At 36.5% G+C, this 18,297-nt stretch carries 18 protein-coding genes and 2 tRNA genes; 15 read left to right on the top strand and 5 right to left on the bottom strand.

Annotation, left to right across the window (positions count from 1 at the left end):
• Positions 1 to 30: 30 nt before the first annotated feature.
• Genes AB3X49_RS03235 through nikC form a run of 4 tightly spaced genes read right to left on the bottom strand, consistent with a single transcriptional unit; the run spans position 31 to position 3,891 of the window.
• Positions 31 to 1,023, bottom strand: coding sequence for an ABC transporter ATP-binding protein (locus AB3X49_RS03235; protein WP_367960496.1), 993 nt, complete (start codon positions 1,021 to 1,023; stop codon positions 31 to 33).
• Between the two features lies 1 nt (position 1,024).
• The gene (locus tag AB3X49_RS03230) at positions 1,025 to 2,041 is read right to left on the bottom strand and encodes an ABC transporter ATP-binding protein (protein ID WP_367960494.1); all 1,017 of its coding nucleotides are present in this window, start codon (positions 2,039 to 2,041) and stop codon (positions 1,025 to 1,027) included.
• Between the two features lie 14 nt (positions 2,042 to 2,055).
• Positions 2,056 to 2,976, bottom strand: a complete 921-nt coding sequence (gene nikB / locus AB3X49_RS03225) for a nickel ABC transporter permease (RefSeq protein WP_367960492.1) — start codon at positions 2,974 to 2,976, stop codon at positions 2,056 to 2,058.
• Between the two features lie 15 nt (positions 2,977 to 2,991).
• Complete coding sequence (gene nikC / locus AB3X49_RS03220; protein ID WP_367960490.1) at positions 2,992 to 3,891, bottom strand: nickel transporter permease; 900 nt, start codon at positions 3,889 to 3,891, stop codon at positions 2,992 to 2,994.
• Between the two features lie 357 nt (positions 3,892 to 4,248).
• On the opposite strand from nikC, the gene AB3X49_RS03215 reads away from it, so the two are divergent.
• The 13 genes from AB3X49_RS03215 (at position 4,249) to AB3X49_RS03155 (ending at position 15,795) form a co-directional block, all read left to right on the top strand.
• Positions 4,249 to 5,814, top strand: a complete 1,566-nt coding sequence (locus tag AB3X49_RS03215; protein WP_367960488.1) for a glutathione ABC transporter substrate-binding protein — start codon at positions 4,249 to 4,251, stop codon at positions 5,812 to 5,814.
• A 113-nt stretch (positions 5,815 to 5,927) separates the two neighbouring features.
• Complete coding sequence (locus AB3X49_RS03210) at positions 5,928 to 7,178, top strand: amidohydrolase family protein (protein ID WP_367960486.1); 1,251 nt, start codon at positions 5,928 to 5,930, stop codon at positions 7,176 to 7,178.
• 13 nt (positions 7,179 to 7,191) lie between these two features.
• Positions 7,192 to 8,436, top strand: a complete 1,245-nt coding sequence (locus AB3X49_RS03205; protein ID WP_367960483.1) for an amidohydrolase family protein — start codon at positions 7,192 to 7,194, stop codon at positions 8,434 to 8,436.
• A gap of 94 nt (positions 8,437 to 8,530) precedes the next feature.
• Positions 8,531 to 9,430, top strand: coding sequence for a DMT family transporter (locus tag AB3X49_RS03200; protein WP_367960480.1), 900 nt, complete (start codon positions 8,531 to 8,533; stop codon positions 9,428 to 9,430).
• A gap of 39 nt (positions 9,431 to 9,469) precedes the next feature.
• Positions 9,470 to 10,765, top strand: a complete 1,296-nt coding sequence (locus AB3X49_RS03195; protein WP_367960477.1) for a purine/pyrimidine permease — start codon at positions 9,470 to 9,472, stop codon at positions 10,763 to 10,765.
• Positions 10,766 to 10,930: 165 nt separating this feature from the next.
• Positions 10,931 to 11,155, top strand: a complete 225-nt coding sequence (gene gerE / locus AB3X49_RS03190) for a spore germination transcription factor GerE (protein WP_000659484.1) — start codon at positions 10,931 to 10,933, stop codon at positions 11,153 to 11,155.
• A 383-nt stretch (positions 11,156 to 11,538) separates the two neighbouring features.
• The gene (gene racE / locus AB3X49_RS03185) at positions 11,539 to 12,351 is read left to right on the top strand and encodes a glutamate racemase (protein WP_002015338.1); all 813 of its coding nucleotides are present in this window, start codon (positions 11,539 to 11,541) and stop codon (positions 12,349 to 12,351) included.
• 131 nt (positions 12,352 to 12,482) lie between these two features.
• Positions 12,483 to 13,532 carry a GerMN domain-containing protein gene (locus tag AB3X49_RS03180; protein ID WP_367960474.1) on the top strand — a complete coding sequence of 350 codons (1,050 nt, stop codon included), beginning with the start codon at positions 12,483 to 12,485 and terminating at the stop codon, positions 13,530 to 13,532.
• Between the two features lie 131 nt (positions 13,533 to 13,663).
• Positions 13,664 to 14,401, top strand: a complete 738-nt coding sequence (gene rph / locus AB3X49_RS03175; RefSeq protein WP_002015340.1) for a ribonuclease PH — start codon at positions 13,664 to 13,666, stop codon at positions 14,399 to 14,401.
• 11 nt (positions 14,402 to 14,412) lie between these two features.
• Positions 14,413 to 15,021: an XTP/dITP diphosphatase gene (locus AB3X49_RS03170; RefSeq protein WP_002088834.1), complete on the top strand. Its 609-nt coding sequence runs from the start codon at positions 14,413 to 14,415 to the stop codon at positions 15,019 to 15,021.
• A gap of 13 nt (positions 15,022 to 15,034) precedes the next feature.
• Positions 15,035 to 15,538, top strand: a complete 504-nt coding sequence (locus AB3X49_RS03165; protein ID WP_002165028.1) for a metallophosphoesterase — start codon at positions 15,035 to 15,037, stop codon at positions 15,536 to 15,538.
• A 108-nt stretch (positions 15,539 to 15,646) separates the two neighbouring features.
• Positions 15,647 to 15,720, top strand: a tRNA-Gly gene (locus tag AB3X49_RS03160).
• A 1-nt stretch (position 15,721) separates the two neighbouring features.
• A tRNA-Arg gene (locus AB3X49_RS03155) sits at positions 15,722 to 15,795 on the top strand.
• Between the two features lie 51 nt (positions 15,796 to 15,846).
• Here AB3X49_RS03155 and AB3X49_RS03150 read toward each other — a convergent pair.
• Positions 15,847 to 16,461: a PH domain-containing protein gene (locus AB3X49_RS03150; RefSeq protein ID WP_367960471.1), complete on the bottom strand. Its 615-nt coding sequence runs from the start codon at positions 16,459 to 16,461 to the stop codon at positions 15,847 to 15,849.
• A gap of 315 nt (positions 16,462 to 16,776) precedes the next feature.
• Between AB3X49_RS03150 and AB3X49_RS03145 the strand changes: the two genes are divergently transcribed.
• Both AB3X49_RS03145 and AB3X49_RS03140 read left to right on the top strand, forming a co-directional pair.
• Positions 16,777 to 17,025 carry a hypothetical protein gene (locus tag AB3X49_RS03145; RefSeq protein WP_001983650.1) on the top strand — a complete coding sequence of 83 codons (249 nt, stop codon included), beginning with the start codon at positions 16,777 to 16,779 and terminating at the stop codon, positions 17,023 to 17,025.
• A 198-nt stretch (positions 17,026 to 17,223) separates the two neighbouring features.
• A complete protein-coding gene (locus tag AB3X49_RS03140) occupies positions 17,224 to 18,222 on the top strand; it encodes a hypothetical protein (protein WP_367960468.1) in 999 nt (332 codons plus the stop codon).
• Positions 18,223 to 18,297 lie beyond the last annotated feature (75 nt).

Genomic DNA, 18,297 nt, shown 5'->3' with positions numbered 1-18,297 from the left:
ATACTAAAATGTTGAAAATATTTCTATTATTCAGATTCGAATGATGTGACATGCTACTTTGTGATCTTCACTTATAGATTGAAAACTAGGTTGCTCTGTTGTACATTGTTCGATTGCATATGGACAACGAGTATGAAAACGACAGCCCTTTGGGGGATTTAAAGGAGAGGGAAGGTCTCCTTTAAGTTCAATACGTTCCTTTTTTGTGCCTGCACTAATAGTAGGAATCGCAGATAGAAGTGCTTTTGTATAAGGGTGTTGCGGATTGTTAAAAAGAGAATGTTTATCGGCGATTTCAACAATGGTGCCAAGATACATTACGATGATGCGATCTGAGATGTGACGAACGACAGCTAAATCGTGAGAGATGAATAAGTATGTTAATCCATATTGTCGTTGTAATTGCTTTAATAAATTTAAAACTTGTGCTTGTACTGAAACATCTAAAGCGGATACAGCTTCGTCACAAATGATGAGCTTTGGATTAACAGCTAAGGCACGAGCGATACCAATTCTTTGACGTTGGCCACCACTAAATTCATGTGGATAGCGTTTTACTGCATCAGGTGGAAGACCAACTTTACCGAGTAATTCAATAACCTTTTCTTTTTGCTGTTCTTTTTGGCATACGTTTTGAATAGACATAGCTTCTTCTAAAATGCTGCCTACAGTTTGCCGAGGGTTTAAAGAAGCAAATGGATCTTGGAAAATAACTTGTAAATCTTTTCGAACTTTTCGCATTGCCGATTTATTTAATTCTAGTAAATTCTTATCTTGAAATACGATTTTTCCACTAGTCGGTGTATCAAGGCGTAGTATTGCACGCCCAGTAGTTGACTTCCCACATCCAGATTCACCTACAATACTGACAGTTTCCTTTTCGTAAACTGTAAAACTAATATCGTCAACTGCTTTAATGTAGTCTATAGATCGCCCTAGAATACCCCTTTTTATAGGGAAGTATTGTTTTAAATTTTGTACTTGTAATAACTCTTGTTTATTTGCTTTCGTAGTAGTAGACATTTTATAATACCTCCAATTCTTCCGCAAATGATTTATTCCAAAGGTCTGTATACATCCAGCACCGAACTTCGCTTCCGTCTTGTGTCATTTGAAGTTCTGGAAGAGCAGTGCGACATAGTTCTTTTGCATGTGTGCATCGATCAGCAAAGCGACACCCGCTTGGCATATGGTATGGACTTGGTACGGAACCTGGAATAGTTTGTAGTTCTTCTTGGTCTGTATCAAGTCTTGGAAGAGATTGAAGAAGACCGATTGTATAGGGATGCTTTGGGCTAGTAAATATATGCTCGACATCTGCGTATTCCACGATTTTTCCAGCGTACATAACTGCAACTCTATCACATGTTTCTGATACGACTCCTAAGTCATGAGTGATCATGATGATTCCCATACCTAGTTGGGTTTGAAGAGATTTCATAAGCGCTAATATTTGGGATTGAATTGTTACATCAAGGGCAGTTGTTGGTTCATCTGCAATGAGCAAATCTGGATTACAAGCGAGTGCCATTGCAATCATAATACGTTGTCGCATTCCCCCGCTTAGTTCATGAGGTTCTTGTTTTGCACGTTTTTCAGGAGAAGGGATGCCGACTAGCTTCAGCATATCGACAGCTTTATTCCAAGCTTCCTTTTTATTTAATTTTTGATGAATGCGAATCGCTTCAGCGATTTGTTCACCAACAGAATACACTGGATTTAATGATGTCATTGGTTCTTGGAAAATCATTGAGATTTGATTGCCACGAATAGTACGCATTTCTGCTTCACTTTGCTGTAATAAATTTTTACCTTTAAATAAAATATTACCTTCTATTTTACTGCCACTTTCTCGATCGATTAATCTCATAATTGATAGGGAAGTAATGCTTTTCCCGCACCCAGATTCCCCGACGATTCCAAGGGTTTCTCCTTTGGAAACAGAGAAATTCAAACCATCAACAGCTTTACTTACACCTTCGTCTGTAAAGAAATGCGTTTTTAAATTTGTTACATGTAGCACTTCTTCCTTTTTATTCATGTTTGTGCACCCCCTTAATTTAGCTCAATGCGTTTATTGAAATAACGGTATAAAATATCAACAATAAGATTGACTAGTACGAAGATAACAGATGCGATTAAGACGCCCCCTTGTAACATTGGTAAATCTCTCATTCGAATGGCGTCGACAATTAATCTTCCAAGTCCATTTATAGCGAAAACAGATTCTACTAAAACTGTGCCGCCCAAAAGAGCTCCAAATTGTAGCCCGACAACTGTAATAACAGGAATTAATGCATTTCTCAGAGCGTGTTTATATATAACAACTCTTTCTTTTACTCCCTTTGCCCTTGCTGTTCGTATATAATCTTGACGTATGACATCAAGCATACTTGAGCGGGTCATACGTGCTACAATTGCTGCACCAGATGCCCCTAGTGTGAGAGCTGGTAGAATCATGTGCATCCAAGTTCCCCAACCAGAAACGGGGAATATTTGAAATTGGACAGAGAAGTAAAAAATGAGCATAAGTCCAAACCAAAAACTCGGCAATGAGACACCTAATAAAGCGATAATCATAATAGAAACATCTGTCCAAGAATATTGCTTCGTAGCGGAGATGATTCCAGCTATCATACCAATTACTACCGTAATGACGATACTACATAATGCGAGTTCAATGGTGATTGGTAGGCGTATTAATACTTCGTCTAGTACAGGGCGATTTGAACGAATCGAAACCCCGAAATCACCTTGTAATATGTTTCCAATATAAGAGAAATATTGCATGATAAATGGTTTATCCAATCCTAATTGGTGACGTATTTGTTCGACAGTTTCTTTAGATGCTCCTTCACCAGCGATAAGGAGGGCTGGATCACCCGGTACCATTTGCATAATTAAGAACACAACGAATACAACGCCGAAAAGAACGGGAATTAATTGTAGCATTCTACGAAATATAAACATTAGCATGTATACTGCCCCTTTCTATTTTTTAAGTCTCGGATCTAGTGCATCACGTAATCCGTCACCAAACATGTTTAAACCGATTACAAGTGTAGACATTGCGATTCCTGGAAACATTGCGATATGTGGTGCAGTAAATAAAAAGTCACGTCCATTACTTAACATCGCTCCCCATTCAGGTGAAGGTGGTTGCGCTCCGAGACCTAAAAATGATAATCCGGCAGCAGATAAAATCGCTGTAGCTAAGCGTAAAGTGGCTTGGACAATAATAGGTGATAAAATGTTAGGGAATATGTGCTTCATAATAATGGTGAAATCACTTGCCCCTAGAGCTCTTATAGCATCGATATACTCCAGTTTTTTTACTGTTAATGTAGAAGCTCTAACGATACGAGCGAACATTGGTATTGAGAAAAATCCAATAGCGATAATTACATTCATAAGGCTTGGTCCTAGAGCACCCACAATAGCAAGGGCAAGTAAAATACCAGGGAATGCTAGCATAATATCAATGATTCTCATAATAACTGTGTCAAACCATCCCCCGTAATAACCAGAAATGATACCGAGAATAATACCGAACAGTGCACCTATAAATACAGAAGAAAATCCAACTAGTAATGATAGGCGTGTCCCATGTATAAGACGGCTTAAAATATCTCTACCTTTATCATCCGTTCCCATCCAATGGTCCATAGAGGGAGTTTGTAACTTGTTGACTAATTGAATGTCAAATGGATTATAGGGTGCTAATAATGGGGCAAATAACGCTATTAAAATATAGAAAAGAACGATAATCCCCCCGATAAATGCCATTTTATTTTTCCGTAGTTTTCGATAACCAGTTTTCATTTTCGATATGTTCTTCGTTTGAATCGTTTGTAAAGAAGTTTTTTCTTCTTTAGAAAGACGAACTTCCATTTTTCATACCTCCTTTTCTTTATGAATAAATTATCAGAAAATTCATTTAAGTCAACGGATTTAAAACAATAAGTAAAGAAAATGCAAATACAAGTAAAAATGTTTAAAATAAATTCAGAAAATTCAAATAGTAAAGAAAGTGCAAATAGAGGTAAAGATGTTTAAAAACTTTTTTGGCAAAGTTATTTATAATTACAAATACATAAACAAATTTGCAATTGAAATTATTTGAAGGGGGGATTGGCTGTTATCTACTATTAGGATGGTGGGTAGTGTGGGGAATTTACGAGCATATGAAAAGGCTATGATGTTTCACTTTATGATGTAGAGATAAAAGAAAGTGGAGGGGGAAGGGCGATGAGGTTCAAAAGGGGATTTGTGATTTGCTTTATCACAATTTTATGTCTTTCAGTTTTTCTAGCAGGATGTTCATCTAATAAGAAGACAGGCAACGAAGGATCGGGGAGTAAAGGGGCAAAAGAAGGTGGCGTTTTAACGATTGCTAGACTGTCAGATGCTGATAATTTAGATCCACATTTTATTACAAACATTCCTTCAGCGAGTATTGTGTACCATAAAGTTTATGAAAACCTTGTACAACGGGATAAAAACATGGATTTTAAGCCGATGTTAGCAAAGGAATGGAAACAAATTGATGATTTAAATTGGGAATTTAAACTGCAACAAGGAGTGACATTCCAAGACGGTGCACCATTTAATGCTGAGGCAGTAAAGAAAAACTTTGAACGTGTATTAGACCCGAAAGTAGGTTCAAATCGAGCAACTGTTTATTCCATGATCCAAGAAATAAAAGTAATTGATGAATACACAGTACAGTTCGTATTGAAATACCCATATTCACCTCTTTTATCTATTTTCGCAAGTAATGAAGGAAGTATTTTAAGTCCGAAAGCAATTGATGAGAAAGGAAAAGGTTTAGCGCAGCATCCAGTTGGGACAGGTCCATTTACTTTTAAATCATGGAAACCAGGTGAAGAAATTCGCCTTGAGAAGAATAAAAATTATTGGGGCGAAAAAACAAAGGTTGATGAAGTTGTATTCAAAGTAGTACCAGAAGATGCAACACGTATTGGAATGATTGAAACTGGTGAAGCTCACATTGCAGAGAATTTACCTGTAACTGAGGTAGAGCGAGTGAAGAATTCACCATCTATGGAGTTAATTGAAAACGAAGGATTAGGTGTGGAATACATTGGATTCAATGTACAGAAAAAGCCATTTGATAATCCGCTCGTTCGTCAAGCAATTGCACATGCAATTGAAACGAAAGGGATTTTAAAAGGTGTATATAACAATGTTGGGACTGAAGTGAATTCCGTAATGACCCCTAAAGTATTCGGTTATACGAAAGATGTAAAAGGATATAAGTATGACATTAATGCTGCGAAGAAGTTACTTTCAGAAGCTGGTTATCCAAATGGATTTAAAACAACGATTTGGACGAATGACAGTAAAGTTAGAATGTCGCTAGTGGAAGTAATTCAATCTCAATTAAAAGGGATTGGTGTTGAAGTAGAAATAAAAGTAATGGAATATGGTGCGTTTTTAGCTGCAACTAATAAATCAGAACATGCTATGTTTGTTGGCGGTTGGGGAAATGCAACAGGTGATGGTGATTATAACCAATATAACTTGTTCCACTCCAGTTCACATGGTACAACTGGTAACCAATTTTTCTATAACAATCCAGCAGTAGACAAATTAATAGAAGATGCTAGAAAAGAAAAAGATGAGACTAAGAGAAAAGATTTGTATAAACAGCTGCAAGAAATTGAATTGAAAGATGCTTTGTTAGTACCAATTCGAGGAATTAATCATATTGCAGCAACTACGAAAAATATAAAAGGATTTTGGATTGATCCATCTGGCTATTTGCGACTTGAAGGTGTAGAGCTACAGTAAAATAGAAAATTCCATCAGTGTAAAGTGTTATCTTTCACTGATGGAACGCTTTGTCTACTGTTGTTTCATGTGTTTAGTAAGAAAATTTAATGATACGAAGGGAGATTGGAAGAGTGAATACAAAATCAACATATTGGTTAACGAATGTGAAACTTGAATCTGGGTACGTATATGAGGAATCACGAGTTACAAGTACAGAAACGGAAATTTGTAGTTTGTTTATTGAAGATGGGAAGATAATGAAAATATTACCTGGGATCGTATCAAAACAAGATGGAGAAGTAGTAGATGCAAATGGATTATTGGCAGTACCAGCATTTGAAGAAATGCATATTCATATCGACAAAACGTATTATGGTGGCCCTTGGAAAGCATGTACACCAGTTAAAAATATATTTACTCGTATTAATGAGGAGCAAACTATTCTTCCGAAGCAATTAGCAACTGCACAGAGTAGAGCGAAGAAAATGTTGCAATTACTCCTTGAAAATGGAGCAACGAATATTCGAACGCATTGCAATATTGATCCTGTAATTGGTCTGGGGAATTTAGAAGCAACGATTGCGGCACTAGAAACGTATAAAGATAAGTTATCAGCGAAAATTGTAGCATTCCCGCAACACGGTTTGTTGAGAAGTAATTCCGTAGGGCTTGTAAAAGACGCTATGCGTATGGGAGCTCATTTAGTAGGTGGAGTAGACCCAGCTACAGTAGACGGTAATATTGAAAAATCATTAAATACAATTATGGATATTGCAGTAGAGTTTGATTCAGATATTGATATCCATTTACATGATGCTGATCAGCTTGGAATATTTACAATGAAGAGATTGGCAGCATTAACAGAAGATGCTGGTTGGCAAGGACGAGTGACAATTAGTCATGCTCTTGGACTTGGGGATGTATCAGTAGAGGAAGCTGAGGAAATGGCTGAACGGCTTGCGCTATTAGGGATCGATATAACGTCAACGGTTCCGATTAGTAGACATGTGATTCCAGTTCCTTTATTAAATCGTAAAGGTGTGAAAGTGTCGTTAGGTAACGATAGTATTACTGACCACTGGTCTCCATTTGGGACGGGAGATATGTTGCAGAAGGCAAATTGTCTAGCAGAAAGATTTAGGTGGATCGATGAACGCTCTTTAGGAAATGCACTCCAGTTTATTACGGGTGGAAAATCTATATTAGATGATCAAGGAAATCGTCAATGGCCGAAAATAGGTGATGAAGCAAATATTGTCTTTACGAAAGCATCATGTTCTGCAGAGGTCGTGGCAAGACAAACAGAGCGTTGTGCGGTTTTATATAAAGGGAATGTTGTTGCTGGAAGTTTGCAAAAAATGGCTATAAATAATCTTGTTTGAGAGGATGATTGAAATGCAAAAAGTGTATTGGTTAACGAATGTACGATTAGAAACAGGTTACAAGTTTAATAATGAAATAGTTACAGGTACAGAAACAGCTTTGCATCATTTACTTATACAGGATGGAAAGATTGCAAAGATTGTACTTGCAGATGTACAGCTGCAAACAGAGTATGAAACGAGAGATGCAAAAGAATTGCTAGTTCTTCCATCATTTGTGGAAAATCACTTTCACCTTGATAAGACAAGGCTTGGTGGTCCATGGGAAGCATGCACACAAGTGAAAAATATTATTGAAAGATTAGAATTAGAAAGGCAGGAGTTACCGATTTTAGCTCAAACTACTGGAGAAAGAGCGGAATTGTTATTACGTAACATTTTAAATGCAGGTTCGACTCACATTCGGACGCATGTAAATATTGATCCGTATATCGGTCTTAAAAACTTAGAATCTGTACATCAAACGTTAGAAAATATGAAAGGTGCGTTTACATATGAAATCGTCGCATTCCCGCAGCACGGTTTACTTCGTACAGAAGCGCATTCTCTTATGAGGGAAGCGATGAAGATGGGTGCAACTTTAGTAGGCGGAGTAGATCCGGCGACTGTAGATAACAATATTGAAAAATCGCTGTTTGATATGATGGAAATTGCTGTAGAGGCAAATGCGGATGTGGATTTACATTTACACGATGCAGGGCATTTAGGCATTTATACAATTAAAAAATTAGCTCAATTCACAGGAGATGCTGGATGGAACGGACGTGTCGCTGTCAGTCATGCATTTAGTCTAGGAGATGTATCTAAAGAAGAAGGAGCAGATATGGCAGATTTATTAGCTGAAAGAGGAATGTCTATTATTACGACAGTACCAATTAATAGAAATATGCCACCGGTACCAATGCTTACAGAAAAGGGTGTTTCTGTTTCTTTAGGCTGTGATAGTATGTTTGATTCATGGGGACCATTTGGAAATGCTGATATTTTTGAAAGAGTAGGACGTTTAGCAGAAAAGTATCGCTGGATTGATGAGAAATCTTTATCGTCTTCTTTAGCGTATATTACAGGTGGAAAAACACCACTGAATCAAGAGGGAAATCAAATTTGGCCTAAAGTAGGAGATGAAGCAGATTTCGTTTTCTTACAAGCTACTTGTTCGGCAGAAGCGATTGCTAGACGAGCGAAACGACCTGCTGTGATGAAAGGTGGAAAAATAGTAGCGGGTTCTCTGCAGAATGTTCAAGGTGTATTGATTTAATTTACGTACCTCCCTAAATTTTATATACATTTTCAAGGGTTCCTAATAATAGAATAGGAATCCTTCTTTTTTACGAGAAAAGGAGGGGGAATAGATGACACGTACATATATATTACTTTTTATATGTGTAGTAGTTTGGGGGAGTAATTTTGTATTTGGGGCAATTTTAGTAAATACATTTCACCCGGTTTTGTTAACGACACTCCGGTTGTTATGTATTAATTTGTTTTTTCTGGCGTACGCCATTATGTGTAAGAAAGGCTTATATATAGAAAAGAGTGAAATGAAAAGTGTATTATTAATTGGGATTATAGGTGTCGCGATTAATCAATGGTCTTTTTATGAAGGATTACAAACAGCAGAACCAACAACAGCTGCGCTAATATTAGCACTTACTCCTGTCATGACTTCTATTCTAGCGGTATTTATTTTAAACGAACCGTTAACAGTTAAGTTAGTAATAGGCGGAGGAATTGCTACTTTTGGAGTGTTTTTTGTTATTGGTGTTGGTCAGAGATTCGTTTTTTCAGAAGGGATAATTTGGATTTTTATAACGATGCTATCATTTTCTTTATCTATTGTTTTAATCCGGAAAATGGGTAATAGAAATGATATATTTTTTGTTACATTCTTCTCTTCCGCTTTTGGTTTTTTAATTATGCTACCGTTCCTTGCTTTTACGTTTTCTCGAATAACATTGCAGTATACTTTAGAGAGTTGGTTACTTCTAATTGTAACAGCAATACTTATGCATGGAATTTGTACACTTGTTTGGAATAATCAATTGAGAAAAACGGAGGCGTCGACTGCGGCTATGTTTTTAAATTTAGAACCATTTGTTACGATGATAGTTGGATATATTATATTGCAGAAAAGTGTAACATCCATTCAAATAATTGGAGCTGTTTTTATCGTTTGTGGAGTTTATATTGCGACGTTTGGATATGGGAAGAAAACGAAGGGACAAAAGGTGCTGTTTCGAAAAGCTACGTAATATTATAAAGTGTGTTTCTAGATAGAAGGTTTAGAAGGGATGGAAAATTTGGACAATCAACATAATCAAAATCATATTATGGGAACTTTGCAATGGTTTATTTTTTTATTAGCAAACTCAATCGCGCTACCAATTGTCGTTGGCGGATTATTTCATCTTACGACGGAAGAAGTATTTTATTTAATGCAGCGTACGTTTTTCGTAGTTGGTATATCTTCTTTTTTACAAGGATGGCTTGGACATAAGCTTCCGATTGCGGATGGACCAGCTGGATCTTGGGTTGGTGTATTTACCGTGCTTGCTTATGCAACTGTAGGGCAGGATCAATTACATAGTACGTTGCAAATTTTAGAATTAGGAATGATGGTTGCGGGAGTTGTTTTAATAGGGCTAGGAGTAACGGGAGTTATCGGGCGTATTTTATTTTTATTTACGCCGCTCGTGACAGGGACGTTCTTACTTTTATTATGTTTACAATTAAGTGGTGTATTTTTAAAAGGAATGCTAGGAATTACAGCTACTGTTTCTCAAATTGATGGATTTACAGCATTAATTGCTTTTGGCATATTTTTATTCGTAGTCATACTCTCCAACTTCGCAAAAGGGTTTGTTAAAAGTTATGCGGTTTTAATAGGGCTAATTAGTGGCTGGATTATTTTTCTCATTGCAGGAAAAGTGACGATCCCATCTCAAGTAACTCATTTTGTGCAACTTCCACATATATTCGCGTGGGGAATTCCAAAATGGAATACAGGTATGGCTGTATCAAGTTTCGTTATGGTATGTATTTTAGTTTCAAATACAGTGGCAGCTATTATAGCAATCAATCAAGCTACGATTCATAAAGCGACTATTGAACAAAAACAGTTGAGAAATGGTACGTGGGTCGGAGGGATTTCGCATATGATTTCCTCTTTGTTTTCAACTGTAGGTGTCGTTCCATTACCAGCAACGGCAGGTTTCATACGTTTAACAAATCAAAAGTACATGCGTTCATTCTTATTTGCATGTGTACTATTAGTCGGTATGTCGCTGTTTCCAAGTATTATCCGCTACTTAGCCTCTCTGCCATCCGCTGTCGCATCGGCCGTTTTAATGGCTTCGTTCGTACAGTTAATTGGAATTGGATTTAATAATATAAAACAAGTGCCAATGAGCGAAAGGAATGTAACGATTTTAGGAGTTGCTATATTATTTGGAAGTGGTGTTATGTTTTTACCGTCTGGAGCACTCCAATCCTTGCCGTCTGTGATGCAATATATATTCGGAAATGGTTTGTTCGTAGGTACAGTTGTCAGCATATTACTAGAACAAATATGGCGTACTGAAAAGTAAGTGGATAAAAAGAGTGTACGCACTGTATAAAAGTCTAAAATAACATAAGAAATAAAGCCCATTTTCATTCACCACCTGCACATTTCGTTCATACAATATCTTGACTAAATAAACACCCAACTTACACATATACAGCTCTGGCTTAAGCAAGGAGGGTTATACCAGTTGAAGGAAAAAGCGTATCAATCTAAACCGTTACTCACAAAGAGAGAAAGAGAAGTATTTGAATTACTGGTTCAAGATAAAACAACGAAGGAAATTGCAGGTGAACTGTTTATAAGTGAAAAAACAGTACGTAATCACATCTCAAACGCAATGCAAAAGCTAGGGGTTAAAGGACGTTCACAAGCAGTTGTTGAGCTTCTTCGTATGGGAGAGCTCGAACTATAAGAAAGCAGCCGACTTTTATACAAAAGGTCGGCTATTTTTCTGTTTGTTTCATGCTCCATATGAATGATAAGGATTCTTCATATATAAATAGGTAAGGCTATAAAGAACGCGATAAATAAAATATAGAAATAAAACTCCCGCTATTAATAAAAGTAGCGGGAGTTTTATTTTGAATGAGCATTTTATATAGAAGAAACCGACTTTTATATAGAAGGTCGGTTATTTTTCTGTCTTGCAAATTATGAAAAAAAGGAGCAAAATAAAAAAGATCCTGATCTATATAGGTACAAATAAAAATTTTTATACAGGGGCACTTTAAGTTCGCTAACTTAAAGTGTGTAAAATATACTGATAAACATAAAAGATGATGAATGAGAAAACGGGTGATTAAGTTGAATAGAGCGATCGGTGTTATTGATTCAGGAGTGGGCGGTTTAACAGTAGCGAAGGAATTAATTCGTCAGTTGCCGAAAGAGCGTATTATATATTTAGGGGATACAGCACGTTGCCCTTATGGTCCGCGTTCTCGTGAAGAAGTGCGTCAATTTACGTGGGAAATGACGGAGCATTTATTAGATTTAAATATCAAAATGTTAGTTATTGCGTGTAATACAGCAACTGCGGTTGTATTAGAAGAAATGCAGAAACAATTACCAATTCCAGTAGTTGGAGTTATTCATCCAGGATCACGTACAGCTTTAAAAGTGACAAATACGTATCATGTTGGGATTATTGGAACGATTGGAACAGTAAAAAGTGGCGCCTATGAAGAGGCGCTAAAGTCTATTAATAACCGTGTTATGGTAGAAAGTTTAGCGTGCCCACCTTTCGTTGAGCTTGTAGAGAGTGGGAATTTCGAAAGTGAAATGGCGTATGAAGTTGTAAGAGAAACATTGCAACCGTTGAAAAGTACTGACATTGATACGCTTATTCTAGGATGTACACATTATCCGATTTTAGGTCCTGTTATTAAAAAGGTAATGGGGGATCAAGTACAATTAATTAGTTCGGGTGATGAAACAGCGCGTGAGGTAAGCACGATTTTATACCATAGTAAGATGCTAAATGAGGGAGAAGAACAAAGTGATCATCTCTTCTTAACGACTGGTAAAATAGGCCTGTTTAAAGAAATTGCATCAAAGTGGTTCGGTCAGCCGATTGAAAATGTGAAGCATATCAATTTAGAAACAGAATAATAGTAGATTCATATAAGAGAACTCCTGAGAAATCAGGGGTTTTTTCTGTATAAGTAGCCATAGCTTGTTCTAAAACATGAAAACAGCTCGTATACATAATAGTACAAACTTAGATTTTAGGGGGGAATGGCATGCCTAAATCCACTTTTAAATGGGTTGTTGGTGCTACTGTGAGTGCGATTTTATTATCAGGGTGTGGCTTGTTAAATCAAGAGAAAGCGACAGAACAAATTGATCCGCCAAAAAAAGTTACGTATACAGAAGGTGAAAAGAAAGAAACTGCTAAAAAAGATAAACAAGGGCAAACAGTAAATAGAGAGTTATACCTCGTTGATAAAAATGGATATGTCGTACCGCAAACTATTGCAATGCCTACTCCGAAAGCGAATGAAGTTGTCCAGCAAACGTTAGGGTATCTTGTGAAAGATGGACCAGTTACAAATTTATTGCCAAATGGATTTCGAGCAGTCCTTCCAGCGAATACGACGATGACCTTGAATTTGAAAAAAGGCGGGACAGCAGTAATTGATTTCTCTAAAGAAATGAAAAATTATTCAAAAGAAGAAGAACGTCAAATTGTTGAATCAGTAGCGTGGACTTTGACTCAATTTACAGAAATAAAACAAGTGCAGTTCCAAATAAATGGTGAAAAGTTAGCTAAGATGCCTGTTGCGGGTACACCGCTTGGTGAAGGTGTAAGTCGTGCGAATGGAATTAACTTTGATGATGAACAAGTAGCAGATGTGACGCATACAAAACCGGTTACACTTTACTTTATGGCGCAAAATAATAATAAGCAGCAATATTACGTACCGGTAACAAGGCGCGTTGCAGAAGGAAAAGAAAATGATTACTCGGCAATTGTGGATGAGCTTGTAAAAGGTCCGATTCAAGGGTCGCTACTAAATGATTTTAATCCAGGAGCTAAGCTTATTACGAATCCAAAAGTGGAGAACGGAAATATTACATTAAACTTTAATGAAAATATATTTGTGAACCCAGACAAAAACATGATTTCAAATTATGTGTTGAAATCGTTAGTCTTATCTTTAACGGAAAAACAAGGTGTGAAAAATGTTTCTATTGAAGTGAATGGGAAAGCAAATCTTATGGATGAGAAAGGTGAAAAGTTAATAAAACCTGTTGATCGTCCACAAAACGTGAATACAGGTAGTTTTTAATCGCGAATAATTTGATATACTTATGTAAGAAAGGGGAATTGCTTTTTGAGTTCCCCTTCTTTTATTGTTATACATATCGTACATTTAAATTTGGCTATACTAATGAGAGTATTTATGAGGGGGTTATTTTTATGCGAGTAGATGGTAGAGGAAAAGCAGAGCTACGCCATATACATATTCATACAAATTATTTAAAACATCCAGAGGGATCAGTACTAATTGAAGTTGGGGATACAAAGGTAATTTGTTCAGCGACAATTGAAGAGCGTGTACCGCCGTTTATGCGCGGAGAAGGAAAAGGCTGGGTAACAGCAGAATACTCAATGATTCCACGTGCGACAGAGCAACGTACAATCAGGGAGTCAAGTAAAGGGAAAGTAACAGGGCGCACAATGGAAATCCAGCGTTTAATTGGACGAGCATTACGTGCGGTTGTTGATTTAGAAGCGCTTGGCGAAAGAACGGTTTGGATTGACTGTGATGTAATTCAAGCGGATGGCGGAACGAGAACAGCTTCTATTACAGGTGCTTATGTAGCGATGGTATTAGCTTTTGAAAAATTATTGCAAGCAGAAAAAGTATCTAAAATTCCGGTGAAAGATTATTTAGCGGCAACGTCAGTAGGTGTTGTTGAAGAACAAGGTGTTGTTTTAGATTTAAATTATGCTGAAGATTCTAAAGCAGACGTTGATATGAACGTTATTATGACTGGAAAAGGTCAGTTTGTTGAAGTGCAAGGAACTGGAGAAGAAGCGACGTTTAGCAGAGCTGAATTAAATGAATTACTTGATGCTGCTGAACAAGGGATTTTCCAACTTGTTGAAAAGCAAAAAGAAGCGTTAGGTGACATCGTATCTCATATAGAGTAGAGGTGGAAAATATGAAGCAAGTTGTTGTAGCGACGAAAAATCTTGGGAAAGTACGTGAGTTTGCTGAGTTATTTGAGAGATTTGACTTAGAAGTGAAATCTTTACACGATTTTCCTCATATTGAAGAAGTCGAAGAAACTGGTGAAACATTTGAAGAAAATGCAATTTTAAAGGCGGACAGTCTTAGTAGACAGTTGAATTCCATCGTAATTGCGGATGACTCTGGTCTTATTGTAGATGCCTTAAACGGGAAACCAGGTGTGTATTCAGCTCGTTTTGCTGGAGAGCCGAAAGATGATCAGGCGAATATAGATAAGGTGTTACAAGGGTTAACTGACGTCGATTTAGAAAAACGTACAGCTCGTTTTTACTGTGCGCTAGCAGTTGCTTTCCCTGAAGTGGATAAAGAGCCGGTTATTGTAAACGGAACGTGCGAAGGGAAAATTCTAGAACAGCGCCGCGGGGAAAATGGTTTCGGATACGATCCGATTTTTTATGTAGAAGAATATAAAAAAGCGATGGCTGAGCTAAATTCGGATGAGAAAAATGCGATTAGTCACCGCGGACGCGCTCTTCGTAAATTAGAAGAAAAAATCCCAGAATGGTTTTTAGAAGAATAAGGGAGAGAGATTGATGAAAGCTTTAATCGTAAGCGATAGTCATAGCTCTGTGAAGGAATTACAGCAGTTAAAAGAGAATTACGAAGGGAAAGTAGATGTCATGATTCATTGTGGTGATTCAGAGCTAACGCCTGCTCAAGAAGAGCTACAAGGTTTCCAAGTTGTAAAAGGGAATTGTGATTATGCTAACTTTCAAGATGAAATTGTAACTGATGTAGATGGAATTCGTTTCTTAGTTGTACACGGTCATCGTCATAATGTGAAAATGACGTTACAAACGTTAGCGTATCATGCAGGAGAAGTAGGAGCGCAAGTAGCATGCTTTGGACATTCTCATATATTAGGGGCAGAATTAATTGATGGGATTTTATTTATTAATCCAGGAAGTATTTTGCTCCCGCGCTCTCGTGTGGAAAAAACATTCGCTTTATTAGAAATGGATGAAAATCATATAGAAGTTCGTTTTGAAACATTAGATGGACAGCTGGTGGAACAAGCAATTTTTAAAAGAGGATAAGAAAAATTATCCTCTTTTAAAAAAGTGTTGACTTTATAAGTAGTTATGAATATAATAAATATTGTCGATAGGGCAACGGCGCTAACGAAGAAAAATAAAATAACATATGCGGGTGTAGTTTAGTGGTAAAACAAGAGCCTTCCAAGCTCTGGTCGAGAGTTCGATTCTCTTCACCCGCTCCATGTCCCAGTAGCTCAGCCGGATAGAGCATACGCCTTCTAAGCGTACGGTCGGGAGTTCGAATCTCTCCTGGGACGCTAAAAAAACCTTGTTATCTTTTGATAACAAGGTTTTTTGTTTGTTTTAAATTAGTTATTAATAAATTTTTCAAAGACAAAACCGTAATCTTTCACGTTATATTGCTTTTTCGTATCAATGAGCCAGTTAAAGGCGATCTCGTTCATCTCTTTAAACTGTTCTGCTAAATTTACTTGTGCATTTGAAATACGGCTGAAAGCGTTAGATGCCATATCTAAACTTTTATGTGCATACTGCAATTTAATGTCGTTGTCGTATGAAATTTCTTCGATTTTAAGAAGAGCCTTATATAAATCTTTTAATTCTTCAATATGTTTTTTATGAACATCAATTGAGTAATGCTCATCTCCCATTTGAAATTTAATTTCTACATCTAAATCAATCGTTCCTGCAGTTTCAAGTGCTACGTTTTTAATTTGATATTTACTATAGCTAAAGCGGCGTAATGTACGTGTTTTGCTTGTGGCACTTGTACCATCTAGGTGAATTAATCCTTTGTTTGTGAAACAATATTCATCTGATTTAGATTTAATAAGAAAGTAAATTTTCTCCCCATCTTCATGCATTACGTAATCATCAGCATCGACCTTATCGTAATCTTTTGGTGTGATAACGGAACCTACATCGCTTAATCCTAAAACGTCAGCTGCCATTTTTTTGAACATATATAATCCCCCTTGTAAATTAAATTCTTAATTGTACAAAAATATATTAACATGATTTTAAATCTATTTTTGAAATCTTACAACTCTGTAAGGTAAGTGTAAGGAAGTTCGATGGTAACAAATTACTAATCCTATATAATGAAGATAACAACGATAAATGAGGAGGAAGAGATGATGAAAGGATTAATCGTAACGGGTTTAACAGTAGCTTTTGGGTTTGTGGCGTATGAAAAGTTAACATATGTAATTGATGTTGTAAAACATTTAGTAGCGTAGAAAAAACTGCCATGAGAGGGAAAGGGAATGAGTGAATGAATGGAATGGTTATTTGGAATTATAGGTACTTGTAGTGTAGTTTTATTGTTCTTTGTCCCGAGTGGTATACTTAGTTCGACAACGAGTTTGTTCTTTTTAAGTTTGTTTGCTTGTACGATGCTTATTATTATGTTTTTAATGAAGCGAAGTAAACCAATCTTCTATTTTAGCATGATTGTTATGGCAATTATTGTTCTCCAAATTATTACCCTTGTTATATACCCCACAATTATAAAAGCTTTCCATTAATGATGAACCCTCTGCCGTCTGTTGCTGAGGGTTTTTGTTTGTGAAAAATGAATTTCATTTAGAAGTTTGTTGCTTTTTTGTTATGAAAATAGAATATTCCTATATTTCAAATAAATAATTTTGGAATGTTGTGTTCTCATTACGCATTTGATATATTTACTTTGAAGATCATTAAAATCTAGAAAAAGAGGCGGACGTATGGATAAAAAAGAAAATACGGTCGTATTGTTCCCGCAACTATCAGAACGCTATATTGATAAAGGTTTTTTAGCGTTGAAAGAGCGGGAATTCGAAGATGCATTGCGCTGCTTTGAAATATTACGTCAGTATAATGCAGAAACGGAACAAACAGAATTAGCTTCCGTTATTTGTTTGTTAGAATTAAAACGTATGGAAGAAGCGAAAGAAAAATGTGAGCAGTTGCTTGAAACAGGAGCTGTATTATTTGGTGATATTCTTGAAACGTATGTAACTATTTTAGTTCAAACAAATGATTATGAAGGTGTCATTGAAACTGTTGAGGAAGTTTTGCAAACGAAAGATATAATTCCTGAGCAAAAGGAAAAATTGGCGCAGCTTGCTTTGTTTGCGCAAGGGATGCTGAATGAAGAAGATACACCGCTAGTGGATTCGGATTTTGAATTAGAAGAATTTACCGATGGGCTTTTTGGAGAAAACTTTGGTCAAAAGCTAAGAGTGATCCAGAAACTTTCGTTAAAAGACCTGGATCTCGCACTTCCTACTTTAAAGAAATTTTTAATAGACGAAGATCAGCACCCTTATTTAAAAACTTCTATTTTGTATAAAATGGTAGAAAATCAAATAGAAGAAGAGATAGAAGTAGAGAAGTTTGGAAATACGATAAAGGTGATTCCAGCATTTACAGGTCATAATGAGGAGCAATCCGATAAAATTATACATAAATTCTCAAACCGATTAGAGCAAAATTATCCAGATATATTTAGTACGATGGTTACATGCTGGAAAGAATTACAAATTAGCATTTTTCCGTTCCCTCTATTAATGGATAAAGTAGAAATTTGGGCTGCTGTCTTAGAGAGAATTGGAAGAAAGCGTTTCGGATTGGCTATTGATGAAGAAGAACTTATGACAGCATACAATATTGAGTTTGAGGAATTTCATATTGCCTATCAATGGTTACTGCGCATTGAAAGAGAAGGGTATTTGCCCGTATAATTATGAAAAAGAATCGTTCAGTTATTGAAACGAGCACATTCTATGTTATAATGTAAGGGTTGCAAAAGGCAGAAA

This window comes from Bacillus sp. C30 (assembly GCF_040838255.1).
GTDB lineage: Bacteria > Bacillota > Bacilli > Bacillales > Bacillaceae_G > Bacillus_A > Bacillus_A mycoides.
Note: the sequence above shows the minus strand (reverse complement) of the source record. Positions and strands in the feature narration are given on the sequence as shown.

What these genes read in the sequence shown, in the direction of transcription:
- rph (WP_002015340.1), top strand. Translation starts at nt 13,664, where the DNA reads ATGCGAGTAGATGGTAGAGGAAAAGCAGAGCTACGCCATATACATATT.
- AB3X49_RS03170 (WP_002088834.1), top strand. Translation starts at nt 14,413, where the DNA reads ATGAAGCAAGTTGTTGTAGCGACGAAAAATCTTGGGAAAGTACGTGAG.
- AB3X49_RS03150 (WP_367960471.1), bottom strand. Translation starts at nt 16,461, where the DNA reads ATGTTCAAAAAAATGGCAGCTGACGTTTTAGGATTAAGCGATGTAGGT.
- AB3X49_RS03205 (WP_367960483.1), top strand. Translation starts at nt 7,192, where the DNA reads ATGCAAAAAGTGTATTGGTTAACGAATGTACGATTAGAAACAGGTTAC.
- AB3X49_RS03230 (WP_367960494.1), bottom strand. Translation starts at nt 2,041, where the DNA reads ATGAATAAAAAGGAAGAAGTGCTACATGTAACAAATTTAAAAACGCAT.
- nikC (WP_367960490.1), bottom strand. Translation starts at nt 3,891, where the DNA reads ATGGAAGTTCGTCTTTCTAAAGAAGAAAAAACTTCTTTACAAACGATT.
- AB3X49_RS03140 (WP_367960468.1), top strand. Translation starts at nt 17,224, where the DNA reads ATGGATAAAAAAGAAAATACGGTCGTATTGTTCCCGCAACTATCAGAA.
- nikB (WP_367960492.1), bottom strand. Translation starts at nt 2,976, where the DNA reads ATGCTAATGTTTATATTTCGTAGAATGCTACAATTAATTCCCGTTCTT.
- AB3X49_RS03215 (WP_367960488.1), top strand. Translation starts at nt 4,249, where the DNA reads ATGAGGTTCAAAAGGGGATTTGTGATTTGCTTTATCACAATTTTATGT.
- AB3X49_RS03195 (WP_367960477.1), top strand. Translation starts at nt 9,470, where the DNA reads ATGGAAAATTTGGACAATCAACATAATCAAAATCATATTATGGGAACT.
- AB3X49_RS03165 (WP_002165028.1), top strand. Translation starts at nt 15,035, where the DNA reads ATGAAAGCTTTAATCGTAAGCGATAGTCATAGCTCTGTGAAGGAATTA.
- AB3X49_RS03180 (WP_367960474.1), top strand. Translation starts at nt 12,483, where the DNA reads ATGCCTAAATCCACTTTTAAATGGGTTGTTGGTGCTACTGTGAGTGCG.
- AB3X49_RS03235 (WP_367960496.1), bottom strand. Translation starts at nt 1,023, where the DNA reads ATGTCTACTACTACGAAAGCAAATAAACAAGAGTTATTACAAGTACAA.
- AB3X49_RS03145 (WP_001983650.1), top strand. Translation starts at nt 16,777, where the DNA reads ATGGAATGGTTATTTGGAATTATAGGTACTTGTAGTGTAGTTTTATTG.
- AB3X49_RS03200 (WP_367960480.1), top strand. Translation starts at nt 8,531, where the DNA reads ATGACACGTACATATATATTACTTTTTATATGTGTAGTAGTTTGGGGG.